The following is a 21106-nucleotide window of genomic DNA, read 5'->3' as shown; positions in this document are numbered from 1 at the left end:
TTATAAACATATCTTCCATTATTTTTTGACAAGGAGGTTTTAACCCCTTATTTATAATATTTTCATTACTCTCAAAGAAGCTTCCTGCTATATTTTGTTAAAAATTATTAATTATTTGAATTGTTATAGTTAGGTGCTTCTTTTGTAATTATAACATCGTGAGGATGGCTTTCCTTAAGTCCAGCTCCTGTTATTTTTACAAATTTTCCATTTTCTTTTAATTCTTTAATTGTAGGTGTTCCGCAGTATCCCATTCCAGAACGAAGCCCACCGCAAATTTGGTAAACTGTATCTTTTAATGCACCTTTATGCGGAACCATTGATTCAATTCCTTCTGGAACTAATTTTTCAGTTGCTGCCTCAAGCTGAAAATATCTGTCGCTGCTTCCTCTCTTCATTGCCGCAAGCGATCCCATTCCAGCATAAGTCTTAAACTTTCTACCGTTATAAAGAATTTCTTCTCCAGGTGCTTCATCAGTTCCTGCAAGCATCCCTCCAAGCATTACGCAATCGGCTCCAGCTGCAATCGCCTTTACAACATCTCCAGACAATTTAATACCACCATCTGCAATAACTCCAATTCCCTTATCCTTACAAACTTCTGCAATATTCATAACAGCTGTTATTTGTGGCACTCCAACTCCTGATACAACTCTAGTTGTACAAATAGACCCAGGCCCAACTCCAACTTTAACTGCATTTACCCCAGCTTCAATTAAGTCAAGCGCAGCTTCTGGAGTTACAATATTTCCACCAATAATATCTAAATCAGGAAAGGCCCCTCTAATTTCCTTTATTTTATTAATAACTCCAATCGAATGTCCATGAGCCGAATCAATTGCAATAATATCAACTCCAGCTTCAACTAATGCAGTTACTCTTCTTAAAGTATCAGTCCCAATTCCAACTCCTGCTCCAACTCTAAGTCTTCCTTCCTTATCTTTTGCGGCATTAGGGTAATTAATAACATTGTCAATATCCTTAATTGTAATCAGACCTTTTAATTTAGTACCTTCTACAATAGGCAATTTTTCAATTCTATTTTCCAAAAGAATAGATTTTGCCCCTTCCAAAGTCGTTCCAACAGGTGCAGTTACCAAATTATCCTTTGTCATAATATCCACAACTTTTAATGACAAGTCCTCTCTGTATTTTAAGTCACGATTCGTAATAATTCCCTTTAAATTACCTTCATTATCAACTACAGGCAATCCAGAAACTTTATAATTTCTCATCAAATCATTAGCATCTTTTAAAATTGCATCTTCCTTTAATGTAATAGGATTTGTAATCATCCCGCTTTCATATCTTTTTACTCTCGATACCTCTTCAGCCTGTCTTTCAATTGTCATATTTTTATGAATAAAACCAATCCCACCTTCTCTCGCAAGTGCAATTGCAAGTTTCGATTCTGTGACCGTATCCATCGCAGCACTCAAAATCGGAATATTCAACACCAAATTTTTAGTTAAATTAGTTTTTAACGAAACTTCATGCGGCACAACATTCGATGCTTGCGGAATCAGCAACACATCATCAAAAGTCAATCCTTCGGAAATTACAACTTTATCTTTTTGACTCATTTTAAACATCCTCCTTGTTTTGTTTTTAAATTTTGCTTATTTTTTGCTTTTTTCCAAAATTTCCCTAACTAAACCATATTTTTACGTTACTTTTTTAATTATAATATTTTAACACAAAATACGCTATAATTTCAACACTTTTTCAAAATTTTCTTCTTAAATCATCTATCTTCAAGAAAATAATTTAAAACTTTAATATCCTTTTGAAGATAATTCCAAAACCTTTTCTTTAGCAATTTTAACAAAATAAATTTCACTCTCTTTTTCAGCCACTTTCTTATAAAATTTCATTGCTTTTTCAAAATCTCCAATTTCTTCGTATGTTATTGCCAAAGCATTCTCCACTTGCATTTTATACAACCTATTTCTCTGTTTTGGTAATATTTTTTCAAGTTCAAAAACCTTCTGTTCAGGATTATCTTCATAATCTAAAAAAATTTCTAATAAGTTTTTGTTAGATTCCTTCTTAATATTCTCATCAAATATTTTTCTAGCTTCTTCTTTTTTCCCATGGTAATATTTATATTCTGCTAAATTCATATAATAACAACATCTCACTATTGGGAATGTAAACCTACTTATTCTCACTTCATTCAAATATCTCAATGCTTCTTCCTCTTCATTTAATAACCTGTAATAAGCTGACAAATTAATTCTGTGAATATCTTTCTTAATATTAATTTTTGTCATCTTATATAGTTTTTTCTCCATCACAATACTTTTTGAAAGATTCAATTTATACACATGATATTGGGATCTTAAAGAAATTATTAAATAAATTATCAAATAAAAAAACACCACTATGTTTATTATTAAAATTATGAAAACTCCTAAAATAAATTTTTCTTCAAAAATTTCCAAAAGTTTATTCATAACTGTTAAATAAATACACAAAAAAATTAATTCATATATATATGTTTTCACTAACGCTTTTCTCATTCATTATTTCCCTTCTCCATTCAACCTCACAATTTCTACAATTACATCAGTTGCTAAAATCATACTTTCAAGTGCAACAAACTCATATTTTCCATGAAAATTTTCTCCACCTGCAAAAATATTTGGTGTAGGAAGTCCCATAAATGAAATTTTTGACCCGTCAGTTCCACCACGAATTGGCTGAATTATTGGCTTTATTCCTAAATTTTTCATCGCCTTTTCAGCAATTTCCACAACATTCATGTGATCTTTAATTATCTCTCCCATGTTGTAATATTGATCTTTTATTTCGACACTCACCAATTCTTTTCCATATTTTTCATTAATTTTTTTCGCAACATTTGCCGCAAATTTTTTCTTCATCTCAAATTTTTCTCTGTCATGATCTCTCAAAATATACGACAATTCAGCTTCTTCACAATTTGCACTGATTTTATCAAGGAAATAGAACCCTTCATAACCTTCTGTCTTTTCAGGCACTTCATCAGCTGGAAAACTGTTCACAACTTCTGCTGCAATCAAACTTGCATTTATCAATTTTCCTTTTGCAGTTCCAGGATGTACGCTCTTACCTCTTATCTTGAAAACAGCTCCAGCAGCATTAAAACTTTCGTATTCAAGCTCTCCAACAGGTCCTCCATCCATCGTATACGCAAAATCCGCCCTAAATTCTTCCACATTAAAATTATCTGCCCCACGCCCAATTTCCTCATCAGGTCCAAACGCTACTTTCACAATCCCATGCTTAATCTCAGGATGCTCAATCAAATATTTCATCGCTTCAACAATTTCCACAATTCCGGACTTATCATCAGCTCCTAAAAGTGTAGTTCCATCAGTAGTAATCACTGTTTTCCCAACATAATTCTTCAAATTAGGAAACTCCTCAACCGACAGCACAATATCCTTCGCCTCATTCAGTACAATATCTTTTCCATCATAGTTTTCCACAATTTGTGGATTAACATTAACTGCATTAAAATCCGCAGTATCCATATGTGCAATAAATCCAATCACAGGTACATCTTTATCAATATTCCCAGGTAATGTCGCATTTACAAAACAAGCATCATTCACATACACATTTTCCATCCCAATCTCTTCCAATTCCCTCACGAGAATCTTCGCAAACTCAATTTGCGTCGGTGTCGACGGAATAGTCTCACTTTTCTCATCCGATCTTGTCTCAAATTTCACATATCTTAAAAATCTATCTTTTAATATCTTATACATTTTTCTCACTCCTCTTTTACTTTTAAAATTTTCTTTTTCAAGTTTATTTTTATATTTTCATTATATCACATTTGCTTCATTCAAAAAATAGAAAATTTTAGGCAGTTTTCTCTTTTTTTTATGATATAACAAACCGTTACACTCCAATATGTAAATAACAGAAAGAAGCGTACACATTATGAATATCGAGTATTTCATCTTGATAATTATATTTTTCTTAATTAAAAAAAATCAATTTTAATTTTTTTTGGAGTAATTTCTTCGCCTAAATGAATTAATCCTTTTTCTTATATTTCTTGATTACACAATACACCTATTCTTTTACATAAAAAAATATTAAACTTGTTCAGAAACTATATATATTTAAAATTTAATAAAACAAATGTTTTGAAACAAAGGATCTTGACCCCTTATAAAAATAAAAAAATTTAAATTATTGAACAAATCTATTGTAAAAAAAAGCAGCTCGAAAAAATTTTTTAAAATAAAAAATAAAAACAGTAAAAAGATTTAATTCCAAATCAATCTACTGTTTTTTTATTCCTCCAAATTTTGTTAAAACATCATCTTGTATTGTCCCAGCCCATTTCGCTACTTGCCTTAATGTTATTCTCTTGGTAATTCCATTTTCAATATTCTTCTGACTTCCAACAATCACAACTTCATCATTCACTTCCACATTTTCTATATCCGTCAAATCAACAAAAATCATATCCATGCAAATTTCTCCAATAATCTTAGCTTTTTGACCATTTACTAAAACGTATGCTTCCCTTGAATTTTCAATCTGCTTTTGAAGTCCGTGGGCGTAGCCTATTGCGACAATTCCTATTTTAGAATCCTGCTTTACAATGCCTTTGCCTCCATAGGAAATTTTATCATTTTTCTTTACATTTCTTATGTTTATAATTTGCGACTTTACCGTTATAACATCTAATAATCCCACATCATAAGACAAAGGCTCCATTCCATAAAGTGCCATTCCTACTCGTGCAAAATCATAATTGTATTTTTGTCCATATTTAAAGAGTAACGGGCTTGCCTGTAAATGTTTATACTGATATTTTATATTATTTTCGTCAAATATTTTTAAGATTCTTTCATATTTTTCAACTTGCTTTTCTGTTTCAACCTGATTTTCAGCATCAGAAATATGCGAAAATATCGAGATTATCTCTATTTTATTTTTTAGAACTTTATTTTTTGATTCATTATTTAAAGGATCTATTTCATATTTTTTTATTATTTCAATTAATTCCAAAATCTCATTTTCATCAAATCCGAGCCGATTCATTCCAATATTTACTTTTATATGGATTTTTAGCGTAGCATTTTCAAAAGATTTATTCAAAATTTTTAGATAATCAATCAACTGGGAAAAGTTAAAAACTGTTAATTCAATATTATTCTTTATTGCATATTCCACATTTTCAGGCTTTACATAATTAAGAGCCATTACTTTTATTTTATCATTCTGTTTTTTTAATTTTAAATTTTCCAGCACCTTTTGAATTTTTACCACTTCTTCAATATATGCCACTGCAAAATAATCACATTTGTTTTCGAGAAGTATTGGCAGGATATTTTCAATTCCTAGCCCGTAGGAATTATCTTTGATTACGCAAATAAGGCTTTTATTAATGGAACGGACTATTTTTAAATTTTTTTCTAAATTTAATTTATTTATTTTCAGATTTACCAACATTGTATTTTTATTTCCCTTAAACTGTAAAAATTACTGGAGCAACAATTCCTAAAATTATAACTAATCTTAAAAGCAAAATTTTACGATAGAGTTTTTGATATTTTATTTCAGGAATTCCTTTTTCCTTTAGAAAAAATCCTATGGCTGTGATTTTGTTAGATGTATCGCTTCTGCTGTACCGATTTACATAAGGTTCAAATAAAATTTCCTGTCCGTCTACTGTAAAATGTATTCTTGGTGTTCCTACATATTTATCCATATATCCCGAGACATTTTTTTTATCTAAATTTTTCTTATTTAGCAAAAGTTCTCCCTTTTCCAGTTTTAGCCTGTCGATTCGCAAAAAAATAAACAAAATCCAGACAACAATGGCAGCAACTGGCAAAAATGCCGCAACAACCTGCATATGATAAGTCTTCTCTATAATCGAAAATACCGCTCCATACACAACCGATAATACTGCCATTAGTATCAGAATTTTACCCACTCCCTTATGAATCAATCCATTCAGTTCAATTTTTTCATCAGTAAGTTCCATAACAAGCTCCTTTCCAGCTTTTTTCTAAATAATTTCAAAATTAAGAATAAAAATATTATTTTTCTTTAAGAAGTTCTGAATCAATTAGTTTTCTAAACGCTTTAGCCCTGTGACTAACTCTTTTCCGCTCCTCATCATCAGCTTCTCCAAATGATTTTTTTAGCTCATACGAATAAAATAACGGATTATACCCAAATCCATTACTTCCTCTCAGCTCAAACAAAATTTCTCCATTTACTTCGCCACGAAACGAATGAATTTTTCCATTTGGAAAAGCAATACTCACAACAGACACAAAATGCGCTTGTCTATTCTCTTTCTTTACATCTTTCATTACTTCAAGCAATTTTTCATTTCTCTCTCTATCGCTCGCATTTTCTCCAGCAAACCTTGCCGAATAAACGCCAGGCCCTCCATCCAAACTATCAACACAAAGCCCTGAATCATCAGAAATTGTTACAATTCGAGTATAATCGGCTATTTCCTTTGCCTTCTTCCTAGAATTTTCTTCAAAAGTCTTTCCATCTTCTACAACATCAGGGATATCCAGCCCATCTAAAATCGTTACAACTTCCAAATCCATCCCTTCCGTCAGTTTTTCAAAATCCTTTATTTTTCCCTTATTTTTAGTTGCTAAAAACACTTTCATAGCGTTCCTTTCCTTTCTTCTGACCTCAGTTAGACCTTATTAAATATTTTTTCCCTCTTTATAATTATCCTTTATAATTTTATTTACAACATTATGTACGTCTTTTTTTTCTTCCCTCGACATATTTTTCAACTCAACTGGTCTATCCACAATAATTTTTATATTTTTGTTTGGTGTTATTTTCAAACTTTTACGGCTTTGCACCTCATAAGTTCCCACTATCGTAATCGGTAATATTCTGGCATTTGTATCAGTCGCAAGTTTAAAACTTCCCTTTTTAAATTCTCCAATTGTTCCATCCTTACTTCTGCTTCCTTCAGGGAAAATCACATAAGAATGCCCTTTTTTTATTTTACTTATCGCATCCTTCATATCCTTCATCCCTTGCCTAGCATTTTTCCTATCCAAGAAAATACAGTCAAACGAACGCATCCATCGCCCAATAGCAGGCCATTTCTTCATTTCCTTCTTCGCAATAAATGAAAAATTAAGTGGCAAATATCCAAGTAATGCTGGAATATCAACATTACTCTGATGATTTGAAATTAATATGACAGCTTCATTATTCTCTCGTATTTTCCTTACTTCCTCTTCACTTCCATTTTTATAAATAACATTTACTTTACTTCCAGACCCCCATATTAAATTTTTTCCCCAATTTTTTGCTACTCTACACACATATCTGTATCTTTTTTCACCTCTATTAAATATTAGATACCAGATATGAAAAATACTTCCATAAATAAAAGTACCTACAAGCACAAGATGGTAAAATACAGTTCTCATATTAGTTTCCTCCTTTGCTATTATTTTTTATTTTTATAAACACGATTCATTATTTATAATTTTCCTTATATTCCTTCACTTTTTTAAAAATTTTATCAAGAGAAAATCCTTGCCTTGCCAGATACTGTATAAGTTTTTGCTCTTCTTTTATTTTTTTTTCGTCCCGCTCGTTATTTATATTGACTTTTTTACCTTTTTTTTCAATCAGTTTTTCTAATTTTACATCTTCAACATTTTCTTCCTTTTCCTCATCTAGAGCCAAATATGCCTTTTCGACTATATCTTTTCTGACTCCCTTTTGAAAAAGATTATATGAAACACGATTTTTACCATATGTTTTACTTTCAATATATGACATTGCATAATTCAAATCATTTAAATATCCAAGCTCTTCCAGTTTTTCTGTTGCTCGTAAAACAGCTGCTTTATTTTGATACTTTTCCTCTAATTTTAGTTGTAATTCCTTTTTTGTCCTATCCTTTAATGAAATTAGAAAAATCCCTTTTTCAAGAGAGGCTTCATAAGAAATCTCGTCATAAAACCTCTCGATGTTATCATTTTCCTTCAAATCGTATCTTTGCCTGATAAGCAGACTTATATCCATAATTTCTCCTGTATCAAGGTACATTTTATTCCGATAAATTTTATTAATTTTCATTACCTTCTATTTCGCCATTTCCATCATTTTGAGCTTGATCATTTTCTGGATTTTCCTGTTTAACTTCTTCCTGTTTTGGACGAATAGCTTCTAACACATCTTTTTCTAATCTTCCGTATAGTTCTTTATTTTCTTTTAGCATATTTTCCACATTTACACGACCTTGTCCCAATCGTTCTTCTCCATAGCTAAACCACGCTCCAGCCTTTGAAGCGATTCCTAAATTTATCGCTGCATCCAGCACTTCTCCAATTCTAGAAATTCCCTGTCCATACATAACATTAAATCTAGCTTCTTTAAATGGCGGAGCAACTTTATTTTTTGTAACTTTTACCAGAACTTCATTTCCAATAACGTCGTCTCCTTGCTTTACAGAACCTACTCTCTTCACTTCCATTCTAACTGTTGAAAAGAACTTTAATGCACGTCCTCCTGAGGTTGTAGTTTGTGGACCTGGAGTAAATGAAAATCCTCCGATTTTTTCTCTTATTTGATTAATAAAAATCATAACCGTATCAGATTTTGCAATAGTTCCTGTCAATTTTCTAAGTGCTTTTGACATAAGTCTTGCTTGAAGTCCCATTTGCTGATCTCCCATTTCCCCTTCAATTTCAGCTTTTGGAACAAGTGCCGCAACCGAATCCACAACAATTACATCCATTGCACCACTTCTGACAAGCATGTCTGAAATCTCAAGTGCCTGCTCCCCAGTATCAGGCTGTGAAATTAAAAGTTCATCAATATTTACTCCAAGAGCCTTTGCATAAACTGGATCAAGAGCATGTTCCGCATCAATAAATGCCACAGTTCCTCCAGCCTTTTGAGCTTCCGCAATAATATGGAGTGCAAGAGTTGTTTTCCCCGAAGACTCAGCTCCATAAATTTCAACAATTCTCCCTCTCGGAACTCCTCCAATCCCAAGTGCTATATCCAAATTCAAACTTCCCGTAGAAATAGCTCTAATATTCATTTTCTGATTTTCACCAAGCTTCATTATAGCACCTTCACCATAATCTTTCTCTATTTGTTTTAGTGCCAAATTAAGCATTTTTTCTCTTTCACTTAATCCTTTGTCATCTTTTTCTTCTGCCTTTTTTCTAGCCATTACACCCTCTCCTTATTTTAACATTTTTACTCTAAATATTATTATACCATAATTTAATTACTTTTTATATGTTTTTGTTTATTTTAAAAATATTTTTTAATAAAATTAAAAACCGTATATTTCTAAATATTTTTCAATATTATTCTCAGCATTTCATTATTTATATCTTCTATTTCCTTCAATTTATTCTCATTTATACAAGAAATTACATTCCATCCATATTTTACCGAAAGATCTTTCGCCACTTCATAAGCATTTTTCAAATAATTCTTATCCTTCTCATGAATATCCTTTTCTTTCTTCCCAGTTATTTTATTTTCCCGATCCTTTATAAGTTTCTGACTGATTTCAAAAGGAATATCCAAAAAAAACACAACATCTGGCTTTGGTATCCCAATTTTTACCCACTCTAAATCTGTAAGCCAATCTAAATATTTTTCCTTTTCAATCTTATCATAAATTTTTGGAACTTGATGGATCATATTTGAAATTGTATATCTATCACTAATCACAATCCCTCCATTTTCATAAAACTTTTCCCATTCAGTCTTAAACGAAGCAAACCTGTCAACTGAATAAAGTACCGAAGCCGCATAGGCATTAACGCTTTCCGCAGTTTCACCAAATTCGCCTGCAAGATACATTTTTACAGGTTCTGAAGCTCTACTCTCATAATTTGGAAAAGATATTTTTTTTACTTTTCCTTCTCCCTTTATTTCCTTCAATTTTTTACACAGCAATTCTGTCTGTGTCTGCTTCCCGCTTCCATCCGTTCCTTCTACAATTATTAATTTTCCCATCTTACACCTATTCCCTTTACTTTTTTATCCATCAAATACAAAAAAACAAATAAGAAAAAAGCTCTCACAAACTCAAGAGCCTTCAACTTCTTAAAATTTTATTCATTTGAGTATATTTACCATATCTACTACACTTTTATTTTATCATAAATAAATTTAAAAGACAATGCATCCAAAAATTTTTATAACGTAACGAGAAATCACAGCTAATTTAATAACTGCAACTAAATATTAATATTCTATTTTTAATTCTTGTTTTAAAGCATTTTGCAATATTTGAGAAAAATTCAAATTTTGATTTTTTGCCATTTCGTTTAACCAGCTAGGTATAGATACATTTTTTCTAACTACTGTATTTTTACACTCACTCACGTATTTCAACATATCCAAAGCAACTAACGTCTTAAAACTTTCACCTTCCACATAAAATTCCTTTTCATCTTCAGAAATCTCAATAGAAATATCATTTAATTTACTCGGAACTGTCAATTTTCTATTATTCACAAAGTCATCATACAACCAAGTACCAATATAATCTTCAGCCATTTCCATTGCTTCTTCTAATGACTTCCCTTCTGTTGCCCCGTAATCAAAATCTGGAAATACTACAACATATCCTCCTTCTACTGATTTATGAAATATTGCTGGGTATACTACCATATTTATTCACTCTCCTTTTATGAGGTACAAACTAGACTTATTTAAGTCCAGCTTGTTTTAAAATTCTATGCTCCAAACCTTTACCAAGTTCTTGTTTATGATCAGGAACAATAGTTGATTTGCCCGTACTCTGTTATAAAATTTCTTATGAGAACCTTTACCGCCTACAATTTGTACAAATCCGTTCTTTTTAAGTAATTTTATTATTTCGTTGACGTCATTGGCATTTCATCACCTCAGTATTATTATACATAAAATTATGTATTGAATCAATAGATTTTTTATCTAAAATTTTAATTTATCTCCAAGTTGTCCCCAATATACAAAAAAAGACCTAATCAAAAAGGTCTTTTAATTTTTCCAAAAAATACTCACAAACTCACTATATATCCAATTTAATTCTCTCAATTTGAGCTCCAACAGTATTTAATTTTAATTCCAATTTATCATATCCCCTGTCAATATGATAAACTCTATTTACAACTGTCACGCCATCTGCCGCAAGTCCTGCAAGCACTAATGCTGCTCCAGCCCTTAAATCTGACGACATTACTTCTGCACCTGTCAAAGGTAACCCTCCATTTATAAAGGCTACTCCATGTCTTATTGTAATATCTGCTCCCATTCTGTTAAATTCAGGCACATGCATAAATCTATTTTCAAATACTGTTTCTTCCATCGAACTTCCACCATTCACAAGTGCTTGAAGCAGCATCATTTGAGGCTGCATATCTGTTGGAAAGCCTGGATGTGGCAATGTCTTTATTTTTGACGGCTTCAAATCTCTTGCTTTTCCTATTACGCTCAAAAGCTCCCCATTTTTCTCAAATTTTACTCCCATTGCTTCCAGTTCTGATTTAAATACCCCAAGATCTTCAAGTTTTGCATTTTGTATTCTCAGATTTCCTTCTGTAATCAACGTGGCAATTATATAAGTTCCAGCTTCAATTCTATCTGGCATAATTGAATATTCCACAGCATGAAGTTCTTCAACTCCTTCAATTTCAATATTTGGAGTTCCAAGTCCTGTAATTTTTGCTCCCATTTTGTTTAAAAAGTTCCCCAAATCAACAATTTCAGGTTCTCTTGCCGCATTTGAAATAACAGTTTTTCCAGGTGTTTTTACTGCTGCCATCATAATATTTTGAGTGGCTCCCACACTTGGAAATCCTAAAGGAATTTCAGCACCTCTTAATTTATCGGCTTTTGCGTGTACATATCCATGAACCCTTGTAATATCTGCTCCTAACAGTTCAAATCCCTTCAAGTGCAAGTCAACAGGTCTTGAACCAATCGCACATCCTCCAGGAAGTGATACAACCGCTTCATCTAAATTTGCAATCATAGGTCCCATTACAAGAAATGAAGCTCTCATTTGTTTTACAATCTCATAACTTGCTTCTGTTCTTTTAAATCCATTATTTACTATTTTATAAGTGTTTTCATCTAATTTTTCTGTTTCCATTCCCAAATCTTCAAGCAGCCTCATTGTTACTCTAATATCTCTCAAGTTTGGCACATTTCTTAAAATATACTCTCCTTTTGCAACAAGTGTCGCTATAATTATTGGAAGTGCGGCATTTTTAGCACCGCTCACTGTAATTACCCCATTTAATGGCGTTTTTCCTTTTATTCTAAATCCATCAACCACGTTTTTTTCCTCCTAATTTTTGACATATTGGACATTTTGAACCAAATAATTTATCCATAAAAGTCAGTTCCTTATAATTTTTTGCATATTCAGGCATTTCTTCTTTTATTATATTTAAATGAAAATCACAGATTGGACTTTCCATTGCTTCATAATACACATCTGGCAAATGCTTTAAATGGCACATTTCTAATTTTGAGGTTATAATGATTTCATCTCCAGCTTCATGCACAATCGCATCTTTTGCAACAACAACAAGTGCAATATCTCCAGAACAAACTAGATTATCAATCATTTTGTATGGTATTTTTTTCTTTTTAGCTATTTCAATATATTTTTTTATAGCTTCAAAATCAGTATGACGTGAGATAACCATTTTTGCCACATCTTTATTTTCCAAAGCCTCTTCTATTTCATAATAAATCCCTTTTTCTTTTATTTCCTCAAAAGTAAGAGCTTTTATAATTCTTTCTTTATATTCTCCAAGAAATAAATTTTTTTCAACTTGTGCATTAACTGCTCTATCTGTGACATCTTCTACACATTTCATAACATCTGTCCCACTATTTTTACTAACGCTGTTAATTTCCATTTTTATTTCTCCAATTCATCTAAATCATTAATTTACAATATTTTTTCATTATACTACTTTTTTATATATTTCTCAACTATTTTTTCAACTTTTATCTATTTTTAATAATTCTAAATTTCTTTTTGTGTCAAGTATGATTAATAACTTAAAATTTATAAACCAATACTAAATTCCATTTAAAAAATTAACATTGATAACACAAAAACAACTTTAAATATTAAAAATATATTCACAAATTTTGTTATCTTAGGAATTTCTTCTCTTCCTTCATCTTTTCTTATTGAAAAAATTAAAAGTGAAAATAATGCAATATATATAATTGCACCTAACATTGAAATATTTACTGTAAACAGATAGAGAACTTCCAGTAAAAGAAAAGCATATACTTTAAAAGTAGTTCTCTTACTAGTAAAAAACATATTTATTAAATTATAATTAGCATACATATATAACAAAATTAGTACAATAATTCCTAAATATTCTGTTATTATTTCCATTTTTGTCAGTATAAAAAATAAAAAATATGCTATAACTGTAATCATAAGTATTTTTGATTTTTCATCCTTTTGCTTCCTCAATTCACTTCTTTCTTTCATTCCTCTAGTCATCTCCTAGTTTTATATTATTATATATCATTTTTAATTCATCTTTTTCAAAATGCGGATAAACTTCTGCTGTTATAATAGTAGCATGACCCAGTATTTCTTGAACTATACTTATATCAACACTATTCTCAAGCAAAATTGCAGCAATCGAATATTTAAAAATATGTGGATACACATTTTTTTCAATTCTAGCATCTTTTGCAATAATTTTTAAATCCTTCCAAAATTTTTCCCTTCGTGTATTTGGAAAAATCTTAAAACTGTTTTTTGCATTTTTTAATTTTGACCTATAAACATCTAAATAGTTTTTTATTTCATTTTCAAAATAGTCATAAATTGGTACTATTCGATATTTTGAATCTTTTCCAAGCACTTTAATAAATTCATATTCTTTATTTTCCAAATCTTTTATTTCTAAATTTAAAATTTCCGATATTCTAGCCCCTGTTGCAATCAAAAATTTAATAATAAGCATATTTTGCATTCCTTCAGGCGTACTTGGACAATTATCAATAATCTTTTTCATCTCTTCCAATGTCAATATTTCAGGCGATCTATGCTCACGTTTTAAAGATTTTACCATCCCTGCCGGATCTTTTTTCACCGCCTTATTCAAATAACAGAACTTATAAAACGTCTTTATTGTCGAAACTTTCCTTGATACTGAATTTCTCTTTAATTTTTCATTTATATATTCAATATATTCAAAAACATTGCGTTCTTCAATTTCATCATAATTTTTCTCAACAAATAAAAAAAACTGTACTAAATCACGATTATATCCGTCAGCTGTACTTTTGGAACTTCCTTTTTCATATTTTAAAAAGTCAAGAAATTCCCTAATTTGCATTTTATTTTCAAAAGATATATCTTTTTTTATTTTCTTTTCCTGCTTTTCTTGATTTTTCCTTTTCAGATTATCTATACCAATACTTTCTTGTCCCATAATCCCATTATCTCCTTGGCGTGATTAATAGATGCCTCTGTAATATTGTCTCCTGAAATGATTCTTGCAATTTCCCTTATTCTTTCTTCAGTATTTAATTCATACACTTTTGTTTCTGTAAAGTTGTTTTCTATTTCCTTCTTAATAAAAAATTGCTGCTGTGCCTTTCCTGCAATTTGCGGAGAATGTGTTACACATATAATTTGAGTATTTCTTGAAAGCTCTCTTAATTTTTCCGCCACTCTTCTCACAGTTTCACCTGAAATCCCAGTATCAATTTCATCAAAAATTAGCACAGAAATATTATCAACTACTGAAAATACAGTTTTAAGAGCCAGCATTATACGTGAAATTTCCCCTCCTGAAGCTATTTTAGCAAGTGGCTTAAATGTTTCTCCCACATTTGTTGCAATCATAAATTCTGCATTATCTGTTCCATGAGCTGTTATTTCCTGAGTTTTTGTAATTTCCACTTTAAATTTTGCATTTTCCATATTTAAGTCATCCAGCTGAACATCAATTGTATTCTGTAAATTTTCTGCAATCTTTGCACGAATTTCGCCGAGTTTTTCACTATCTTGAAAATATTGGCTTACAAGTTCACTTTTTTCATTTTTTAAATTTTCCAGCTCTTCATTTTCAAAATTAACTAATGACAAATCCTTCTCAATTTTATCCCTAAACTCAAGTATTTTAGTAATTGTTGAACCGTATTTTAATTTCAGCCTATTTATATCATCAATTCTTTCCACAATTTTTTCCAGCTTTCCATCATCAATTTCAACATCTCCAACAAAATTATCCACAGAATAGGATATCTCTTCAACTTCATACAAGACAGACTCAATTTTTTCATAAATCTCACTATATGATTCTGACAAATCTGAAAGCTGCTCTAAATTTCTTTTAGCTCTTCCAAGTGCAGTTAAAATTGAAAATTCTCCTTCCTTCAGAAATTGTGATGTTTCCTCCAGCTTTTCGCTAATTTTCCCTGCATTGAATAATATTTTATATTCTTCTTCCAGCTCATTATCTTCATTTTCCTTCAATTCAAGATTATTAATTTCATTAAGCTGAAATTCCAAAATATCTTTTTTTTCTGCAATTTTTGATTTTTCCTCTTCAATATTTCTTATTTGCAAATTTAATTTTTTTATTTTATTTACATTTTCACGTATCTTTTTAAAAAGCATTTTCCCTTCATCATCTAAAAATCTATCTAAAAGATGTAAATGATAATCACTATTTAAAAGAAATTGATGCTCATGCTGCCCAACTAAATCAATAATATTCACCATAAGTTCCTTTAATCTCGATAAAGTCATCCTTGAGCCATTTACTGTAATCTTAGATTTAGCATTTCTGTCAAAATACCGTGTTATAATGAGTTCATCATCTTCAATTTCAAATCCAAGCTCATTCAGTCTTTTCTTCTGATTTTCATTCAGCTCAAAAACCCCTTCTGCAAAAAGGCTTTGCGCACCATTTCTAATCATATCCGTATGACTTCTTTCACCAATTAATAACGATATTCCATTTAGGATAATTGATTTTCCTGCTCCTGTTTCTCCAGTCATTGCAATAAATTTTTCATTAAATTCCAAATCCAGATTTTTTATTATTGCTAAATTATTTAATCTTAATTCCCTTAGCATTTTTTCCCTTTCACCATTTTATTTTTCCAAAGCCTTTCTTTAAACTATTATGTTCAGCATACTATTCTTATAAGTATAATAAAAAGTAGAAACGATGTAAAAATATTTTTTATACTATCTGTCATTTTAATAGTAAATTTTTTAAAATTCTTTATTTATTTTATTTATCAAAAGAATAAAATTTCTTATTACCAAATAAATAAGATATAGTTTCTATTTTTTTATATTATTAATTATAAAACAGAATCTCCCCATTTTAATTTTTGCCGTAAAATACTGTAGTAATCGCTATTTACAGGTTTTATTATTTTAACTTTTTTATTTGATATTCTTGCAGATATTAAGTCTCCTTTTTTAATCTGAAACCATTGATTTCCGTCAATATTCAAATGAACTGCATCGTCTCTGGAAGTCGCCTTAAAACTAAGCACTTCACATCCATTTACAATTATTGGACGTGCTGTTAAACTTTGTGGAGCAAGTGGTGTAATTGTTAGAGCATTTAGCCCTGGATGAACGATTGAACCGCCAGCTGAAAGCGAGTAGGCAGTAGAACCTGTAGGAGTCGCAACTATTATTCCATCAGCTCTATATTTATTTACAAAAGCATCATTTGAATAAACTTCAACCTGTATTAGATGAGCTTCATGTCCACCTTTTGTAATTACAAGTTCATTTAACGCATAAAAAACATTATCTTCATACTTTACTTTAAGAAATGATCTTTCCTCAGTCTTATAATTTCCATTTTCATAATCCTGCATCATTTGTACAGCCTCTTGCGGCTTAACTTCGGCGAGATATCCAAGGGATCCCATATTTATCGCAAGCACAGGGATATTCCCTCTAATAGCCTCCTTTGCTGCAATAAGCATTGTCCCATCTCCACCAAGTGAAATTATAAGATCAGCCTGTTCCACACCAAAAACTTCTTGAATATTTCTTTCCTTCAAATAATTATAAAAATCCTTTAACAAATCCTCATTTCCATATCCACTTTTTATAATTCTAACTTTTTCTACTTTATTTTTTTTATTTACCTTACTATTTTCCAATTTTTCCATAATAAATACCTCTTAAAAATAAAATTTGAAAATATTCTTTTCCTTTTTAAAGTATTGTATCATTTTTAAAAAGTTTTTTCCATAAATTTTACAAATATTTTTTTAAAAATCCTTCATAAATTGCTTAGTAACTTATAGTTTACAAAAATAACAAGGGAATAAAATCCCTTGCTAAAAATTTTTTTTTAAATTTTCTATTAAATTTAAAATGCCACAAATTATCAAGCAACTTTGCTAATTAAAATAGTAACATTCGTCTTTTTTATAATCTTTATTTGAAAATCTATAATAACAAAGTTTTTCTGCAAAAAAGTATTCTTACTATTTTCTATTCTTTTAATATTTTTTGTAAAAAATTTTTTCTAAAATATAGATATTTCAAAACTATTCGGAACTACTGAATTATCCCATTTTTTATGTCACTTTCGTTTAAGGTAATTCCTCAGTCGATGCTTTTTTATAAATACTATAACCAGAAAAAATATTAAATAAGATTAAAAAGATAGAAAATATAAACAAAACTTTAAAATCTTTTTTTCATTTTTTTCTGCCAAACCATTCAAAAACCCTTTTTAACGATAATACAGGTTTATTTCTCACAATTTTTTCATTTCCTAGAAAATCACGCATTGTTTTTAACGTTTTTCCCGCATTTTTTACAACAAAGTTATACGAGCCAGTACTTTTAGTGTCAATAAAAAATCCACGAATATACTTATCTTTAAAGAACAACTGCGCTCTTACTCTCACAATTTCATCCCACGGAATTTGAATATAATCTTCAGGATTTCTTGAATTGTAAAATTCAAAAGCCTTATCTCCCACAAGCACATCGCCATTTTTATTTCCAATCATTCCAGATAAGGAATTTGCCTTTGTTGTGAATAGTACTTTTGTATTCATTGAAATAGCCAATTTTACTTCCTCATTTCTTCATTTTTAATTTTTATTACAAATTATTAAAAAAGTTGGATTCTTAGTTCCAACTTTTTTCTTATACATAAACTTTTAATTATATAAAATCAAATTTTTGACAATTTATATTTTTAAAATATTCCAACTACATGTCCCACAATTCCAACTAGGAATAATCCAAAGATAATTAAGATTGGACTGACTTTTTTCTTAAGCAGCCACATACATAGGAAAGTCAATAATAATGCTGCCAATCCTGGAACTAATTTATCTAGGTTATCTTGCAAAGTTGTTATTTGAGTATTTGAAAGTGATAATTTTTTTCCAAAATCTGTAAGAATTTTTTGTAATTGAGGACCAGTTACTGAGCCATTTGGAAATTTTATATAAGCTCCATCAGCTAGTGGAACTCTTGATATAACTCTTGGGAATTTAATTGTAATCCAACGTTGAACTAGAATACCCATAATGAACATACCTAAAATAGATGCTCCTTTAGTTATTGTTTGTAATAATCCACCTGATAAATCCTTTGTTATTTCTGAACCTTTTTTATAACCAAACTCTTGAGTGTGCCATAAGAAAGCGATACGAATCACATTCCAAATTATGAAAAAGAATAATGGTGCAATAACTGAACCGCTTGTTGCAAGAGAAGCTGCAATTGCTCCTAAAATTGGACGTATTGTAAACCAGAACACAGGATCTCCTATTCCCGCAAGCGGTCCCATCATTCCTACTTTTACCCCTTGAATAGCCGCATCATCTATTGCCGCCCCGTTAGCTCTTTCTTCTTCCAACGCTAAAGTTACTCCTAAAATTGGTGAAGCTATATATGGGTGTGTGTTAAAAAATTCCAAGTGTCTTTTTAAAGCTGCCGCTGCATCATCTTTATTTGGATATAATTTTTTCAATGCTGGAATTAATGAATAAGCCCAACCTCCATTTTGCATACGTTCGTAATTCCAAGAACCTTGTAAAAATTGAGAACGAAGCATTACACTACGACGATCAGCTTTTGATAGTTTTATTTTATCATTTGATAATTTTATTCTGTCTTCTGACATTTCTTATTCCTCCTTAGATTAATAGTCATTTAAGATGTCACCTAGTGGATCTCCTGAAGCTGATGAACCTCCATTTCCTCCGCCATTGTTACCACCGCCACCATTACTTGTAACATTTAAGTAAATAATAGCTGCACATACACCTATAATTCCTGTGGCAATTAGTGTAAGTTCATTTAATGGTGCAATTGCAAATCCTAGGAAGAAGAAAGGCCATACTTCCTTGTTTGCCATAAGGTTAATAACCATTGCATACCCTACTGCAACTACAAATCCACCACCGATAGTCATTCCGTCAGTAAACCATTTCGGTAATGAATTAAGAGCGTGCTGAATAATGTGAGAAGGTATAAATAATAATAGTAAAGCAGGTATAGCGATACGTAATCCTTGACATACAAGTGCTACCATATGCCAGAACTCTACTCCTTTAAAATTACCTTTTTCTGCTTCTCTGTCAGCTTGGTGAACAATAACTACTGATAAAGTACGAACAACCATAGTTAAAACTAATCCAGCTGTTGCAAGTGCAATTGCCGTACCAATTGCTACATTTTGACCTGCAGCATCAAATTTTCCTGCTTTAACAAAAATAATTGCTGAAGCTACTGAGGCAAGTGCAGCATCTGGAGCAACTGCTGCCCCTACATTTGCCCAACCTAGAGCCATTAACTGCAATGCCCCACCTAACATAATACATTCTTTCATGTGTCCTGTCGCAAGACCAACTAATGAACATGCAATAATTGGCTGATGGAATTGAAATTGATCAAGGATACCTTCCATTCCTGCTAAAAATGCGACAATTAATATTAAAATGATTGCTAAAATATTAAAATCCATAATATCCTCCTAAAATTAAAGTTTTAATCCTTCATTTGCTTTTTCTGAAATTAATTTAAATAAGTCTGCACGTTTATCAGCGGCAACTTTTCTAACATCAAATTGTACACCTAAATCTCTAAGTTTCTTGTAAGTTTCAACATCATTTTGATCCATTGAAAGTACATTATTGACCATAACTTTTCCAACAGAATGAGCCATTGACCCTACATTCAATTCTTTAATGTCAACACCTCTTTCAATTACATAAAGTGCATCTTGAGGATTTTCAAATAATAATAACGCTTTTGTATTTCCAAATCTTGGGTCTTTTGAAACTTCCACCAATTTATCAAGCGGAATAACATGTGCACGTACCCCTGGAGGTGCTGCCTGTTCAATTAATTTTTTACGTAATTCATCTTTTGAAACTGTGTCTGAAACTACGATTATTCTGTTTGGATTAGTTGCCTTTGTCCAGCTTGTCGCAACTTGTCCATGTAGTAAACGTGTATCAATACGTGCTAGCACAAATTTGATTTTTCCGTCTCCAATAACTGTTCCTGCTGGAATTGCACCTTTTGGCATATTATCTTGTGCTGCAGCTTTTGGAGCTTCTTCTTTTGGCTGTAAATCTTCAGGACGCACCCTAACCTGATCTTTTCCTTCTGGAACAATAGCTTTTGCTACTTCATGTGCTGTGTCAAGATCTTCTCTTTCTGACAATGCCGCAAGTAACATTGGCAAGTTAAGACCCGCAACAATCGCTCTCTTATCAGGATCCTCTTCAAAAAAACGATTAGATTGATTAAATGGACTTCCTCCCCATAAATCAACTAAAAATAGAACTTCTTCTGTTCCTAGTTTTGCAATGGCATCTTGAATTTTTTTATATAAGTCATCCGGACCTTCACTTGGCATAAAAACGACTGATTCAAGTAATTCCGCTTCACCCAGAATCATTGATGCTGACTGTTTTATACCAGCGGCAAATTCACCGTGACTTGCAACGATAATTCCTACCATTTTAAACCTCCTTCTATTGAAATATATTTTTATGTATTCACTTTAAAAAGTTTTTTAAAAATTAAAAAATGAACAGCCTTATACTTTAAGTGTACCACATTTTTTTA

At 30.9% G+C, this 21106-nt stretch carries 22 protein-coding genes; all 22 read right to left on the bottom strand.

The window, feature by feature from the left end:
* Positions 1 to 107: 107 nt before the first annotated feature.
* Positions 108 to 1583: an IMP dehydrogenase gene (gene guaB / locus F1564_RS02680; protein ID WP_018451554.1), complete on the bottom strand. Its 1476-nt coding sequence runs from the start codon at positions 1581 to 1583 to the stop codon at positions 108 to 110.
* Positions 1584 to 1775: 192 nt separating this feature from the next.
* Positions 1776 to 2522, bottom strand: a complete 747-nt coding sequence (locus F1564_RS02675) for a tetratricopeptide repeat protein (RefSeq protein ID WP_018451553.1) — start codon at positions 2520 to 2522, stop codon at positions 1776 to 1778.
* Between the two features lie 3 nt (positions 2523 to 2525).
* Positions 2526 to 3755 carry a peptidase T gene (gene pepT / locus F1564_RS02670; protein WP_018451552.1) on the bottom strand — a complete coding sequence of 410 codons (1230 nt, stop codon included), beginning with the start codon at positions 3753 to 3755 and terminating at the stop codon, positions 2526 to 2528.
* Between the two features lie 526 nt (positions 3756 to 4281).
* Positions 4282 to 5460 carry an alanine racemase gene (gene alr, locus F1564_RS02665; protein WP_018451551.1) on the bottom strand — a complete coding sequence of 393 codons (1179 nt, stop codon included), beginning with the start codon at positions 5458 to 5460 and terminating at the stop codon, positions 4282 to 4284.
* Between the two features lie 16 nt (positions 5461 to 5476).
* Entirely contained in the window at positions 5477 to 5998 is a 522-nt protein-coding gene (locus tag F1564_RS02660; protein ID WP_018451550.1) for a hypothetical protein, read from the bottom strand.
* 55 nt (positions 5999 to 6053) lie between these two features.
* Positions 6054 to 6647 carry an XTP/dITP diphosphatase gene (locus F1564_RS02655; protein WP_018451549.1) on the bottom strand — a complete coding sequence of 198 codons (594 nt, stop codon included), beginning with the start codon at positions 6645 to 6647 and terminating at the stop codon, positions 6054 to 6056.
* Positions 6648 to 6686: 39 nt separating this feature from the next.
* The gene (locus tag F1564_RS02650) at positions 6687 to 7433 is read right to left on the bottom strand and encodes a lysophospholipid acyltransferase family protein (RefSeq protein WP_018451548.1); all 747 of its coding nucleotides are present in this window, start codon (positions 7431 to 7433) and stop codon (positions 6687 to 6689) included.
* Between the two features lie 49 nt (positions 7434 to 7482).
* Complete coding sequence (locus F1564_RS02645; protein ID WP_232053389.1) at positions 7483 to 8037, bottom strand: regulatory protein RecX; 555 nt, start codon at positions 8035 to 8037, stop codon at positions 7483 to 7485.
* A gap of 43 nt (positions 8038 to 8080) precedes the next feature.
* Complete coding sequence (recA, locus tag F1564_RS02640; RefSeq protein ID WP_018451546.1) at positions 8081 to 9196, bottom strand: recombinase RecA; 1116 nt, start codon at positions 9194 to 9196, stop codon at positions 8081 to 8083.
* A 122-nt stretch (positions 9197 to 9318) separates the two neighbouring features.
* A complete protein-coding gene (locus F1564_RS02635; protein WP_018451545.1) occupies positions 9319 to 9996 on the bottom strand; it encodes a dTMP kinase in 678 nt (225 codons plus the stop codon).
* 231 nt (positions 9997 to 10227) lie between these two features.
* Positions 10228 to 10656, bottom strand: a complete 429-nt coding sequence (locus tag F1564_RS02630; RefSeq protein ID WP_018451544.1) for a type II toxin-antitoxin system HicB family antitoxin — start codon at positions 10654 to 10656, stop codon at positions 10228 to 10230.
* Positions 10657 to 10693: 37 nt separating this feature from the next.
* Entirely contained in the window at positions 10694 to 10768 is a 75-nt protein-coding gene (locus tag F1564_RS10470; RefSeq protein WP_269473412.1) for a type II toxin-antitoxin system HicA family toxin, read from the bottom strand.
* A gap of 270 nt (positions 10769 to 11038) precedes the next feature.
* Complete coding sequence (murA, locus tag F1564_RS02620) at positions 11039 to 12307, bottom strand: UDP-N-acetylglucosamine 1-carboxyvinyltransferase (protein ID WP_018451543.1); 1269 nt, start codon at positions 12305 to 12307, stop codon at positions 11039 to 11041.
* A complete protein-coding gene (locus F1564_RS02615) occupies positions 12300 to 12899 on the bottom strand; it encodes a DUF1694 domain-containing protein (RefSeq protein WP_018451542.1) in 600 nt (199 codons plus the stop codon). Before F1564_RS02615 ends, murA begins: the two co-directional genes overlap by 8 nt.
* Before the next feature lie 176 nt (positions 12900 to 13075).
* Complete coding sequence (locus F1564_RS02610) at positions 13076 to 13495, bottom strand: hypothetical protein (RefSeq protein ID WP_018451541.1); 420 nt, start codon at positions 13493 to 13495, stop codon at positions 13076 to 13078.
* 4 nt (positions 13496 to 13499) lie between these two features.
* Positions 13500 to 14450, bottom strand: a complete 951-nt coding sequence (locus F1564_RS02605; RefSeq protein ID WP_018451540.1) for a tyrosine-type recombinase/integrase — start codon at positions 14448 to 14450, stop codon at positions 13500 to 13502.
* The gene (gene recN, locus F1564_RS02600; RefSeq protein WP_018451539.1) at positions 14426 to 16105 is read right to left on the bottom strand and encodes a DNA repair protein RecN; all 1680 of its coding nucleotides are present in this window, start codon (positions 16103 to 16105) and stop codon (positions 14426 to 14428) included. Before recN ends, F1564_RS02605 begins: the two co-directional genes overlap by 25 nt.
* A gap of 233 nt (positions 16106 to 16338) precedes the next feature.
* Positions 16339 to 17169 (bottom strand): NAD(+)/NADH kinase, encoded by an 831-nt coding sequence (locus F1564_RS02595; RefSeq protein WP_018451538.1) that lies wholly within the window; start codon positions 17167 to 17169, stop codon positions 16339 to 16341.
* Between the two features lie 537 nt (positions 17170 to 17706).
* On the bottom strand, positions 17707 to 18084 hold the full coding sequence (locus F1564_RS02590) for a DUF956 family protein (RefSeq protein ID WP_018451537.1): 378 nt from the start codon (positions 18082 to 18084) through the stop codon (positions 17707 to 17709).
* Between the two features lie 131 nt (positions 18085 to 18215).
* Positions 18216 to 19151 carry a PTS system mannose/fructose/sorbose family transporter subunit IID gene (locus tag F1564_RS02585; RefSeq protein WP_018451536.1) on the bottom strand — a complete coding sequence of 312 codons (936 nt, stop codon included), beginning with the start codon at positions 19149 to 19151 and terminating at the stop codon, positions 18216 to 18218.
* Between the two features lie 18 nt (positions 19152 to 19169).
* Positions 19170 to 19994 (bottom strand): PTS mannose/fructose/sorbose transporter subunit IIC, encoded by an 825-nt coding sequence (locus F1564_RS02580; protein ID WP_018451535.1) that lies wholly within the window; start codon positions 19992 to 19994, stop codon positions 19170 to 19172.
* Between the two features lie 15 nt (positions 19995 to 20009).
* Entirely contained in the window at positions 20010 to 20999 is a 990-nt protein-coding gene (locus F1564_RS02575; protein WP_018451534.1) for a mannose/fructose/sorbose PTS transporter subunit IIA, read from the bottom strand.
* Positions 21000 to 21106 lie beyond the last annotated feature (107 nt).

It is taken from the genome of Leptotrichia shahii, from assembly GCF_008327825.1.
Taxonomy (GTDB): domain Bacteria; phylum Fusobacteriota; class Fusobacteriia; order Fusobacteriales; family Leptotrichiaceae; genus Leptotrichia; species Leptotrichia shahii.
Note: the sequence above shows the minus strand (reverse complement) of the source record. Positions and strands in the feature narration are given on the sequence as shown.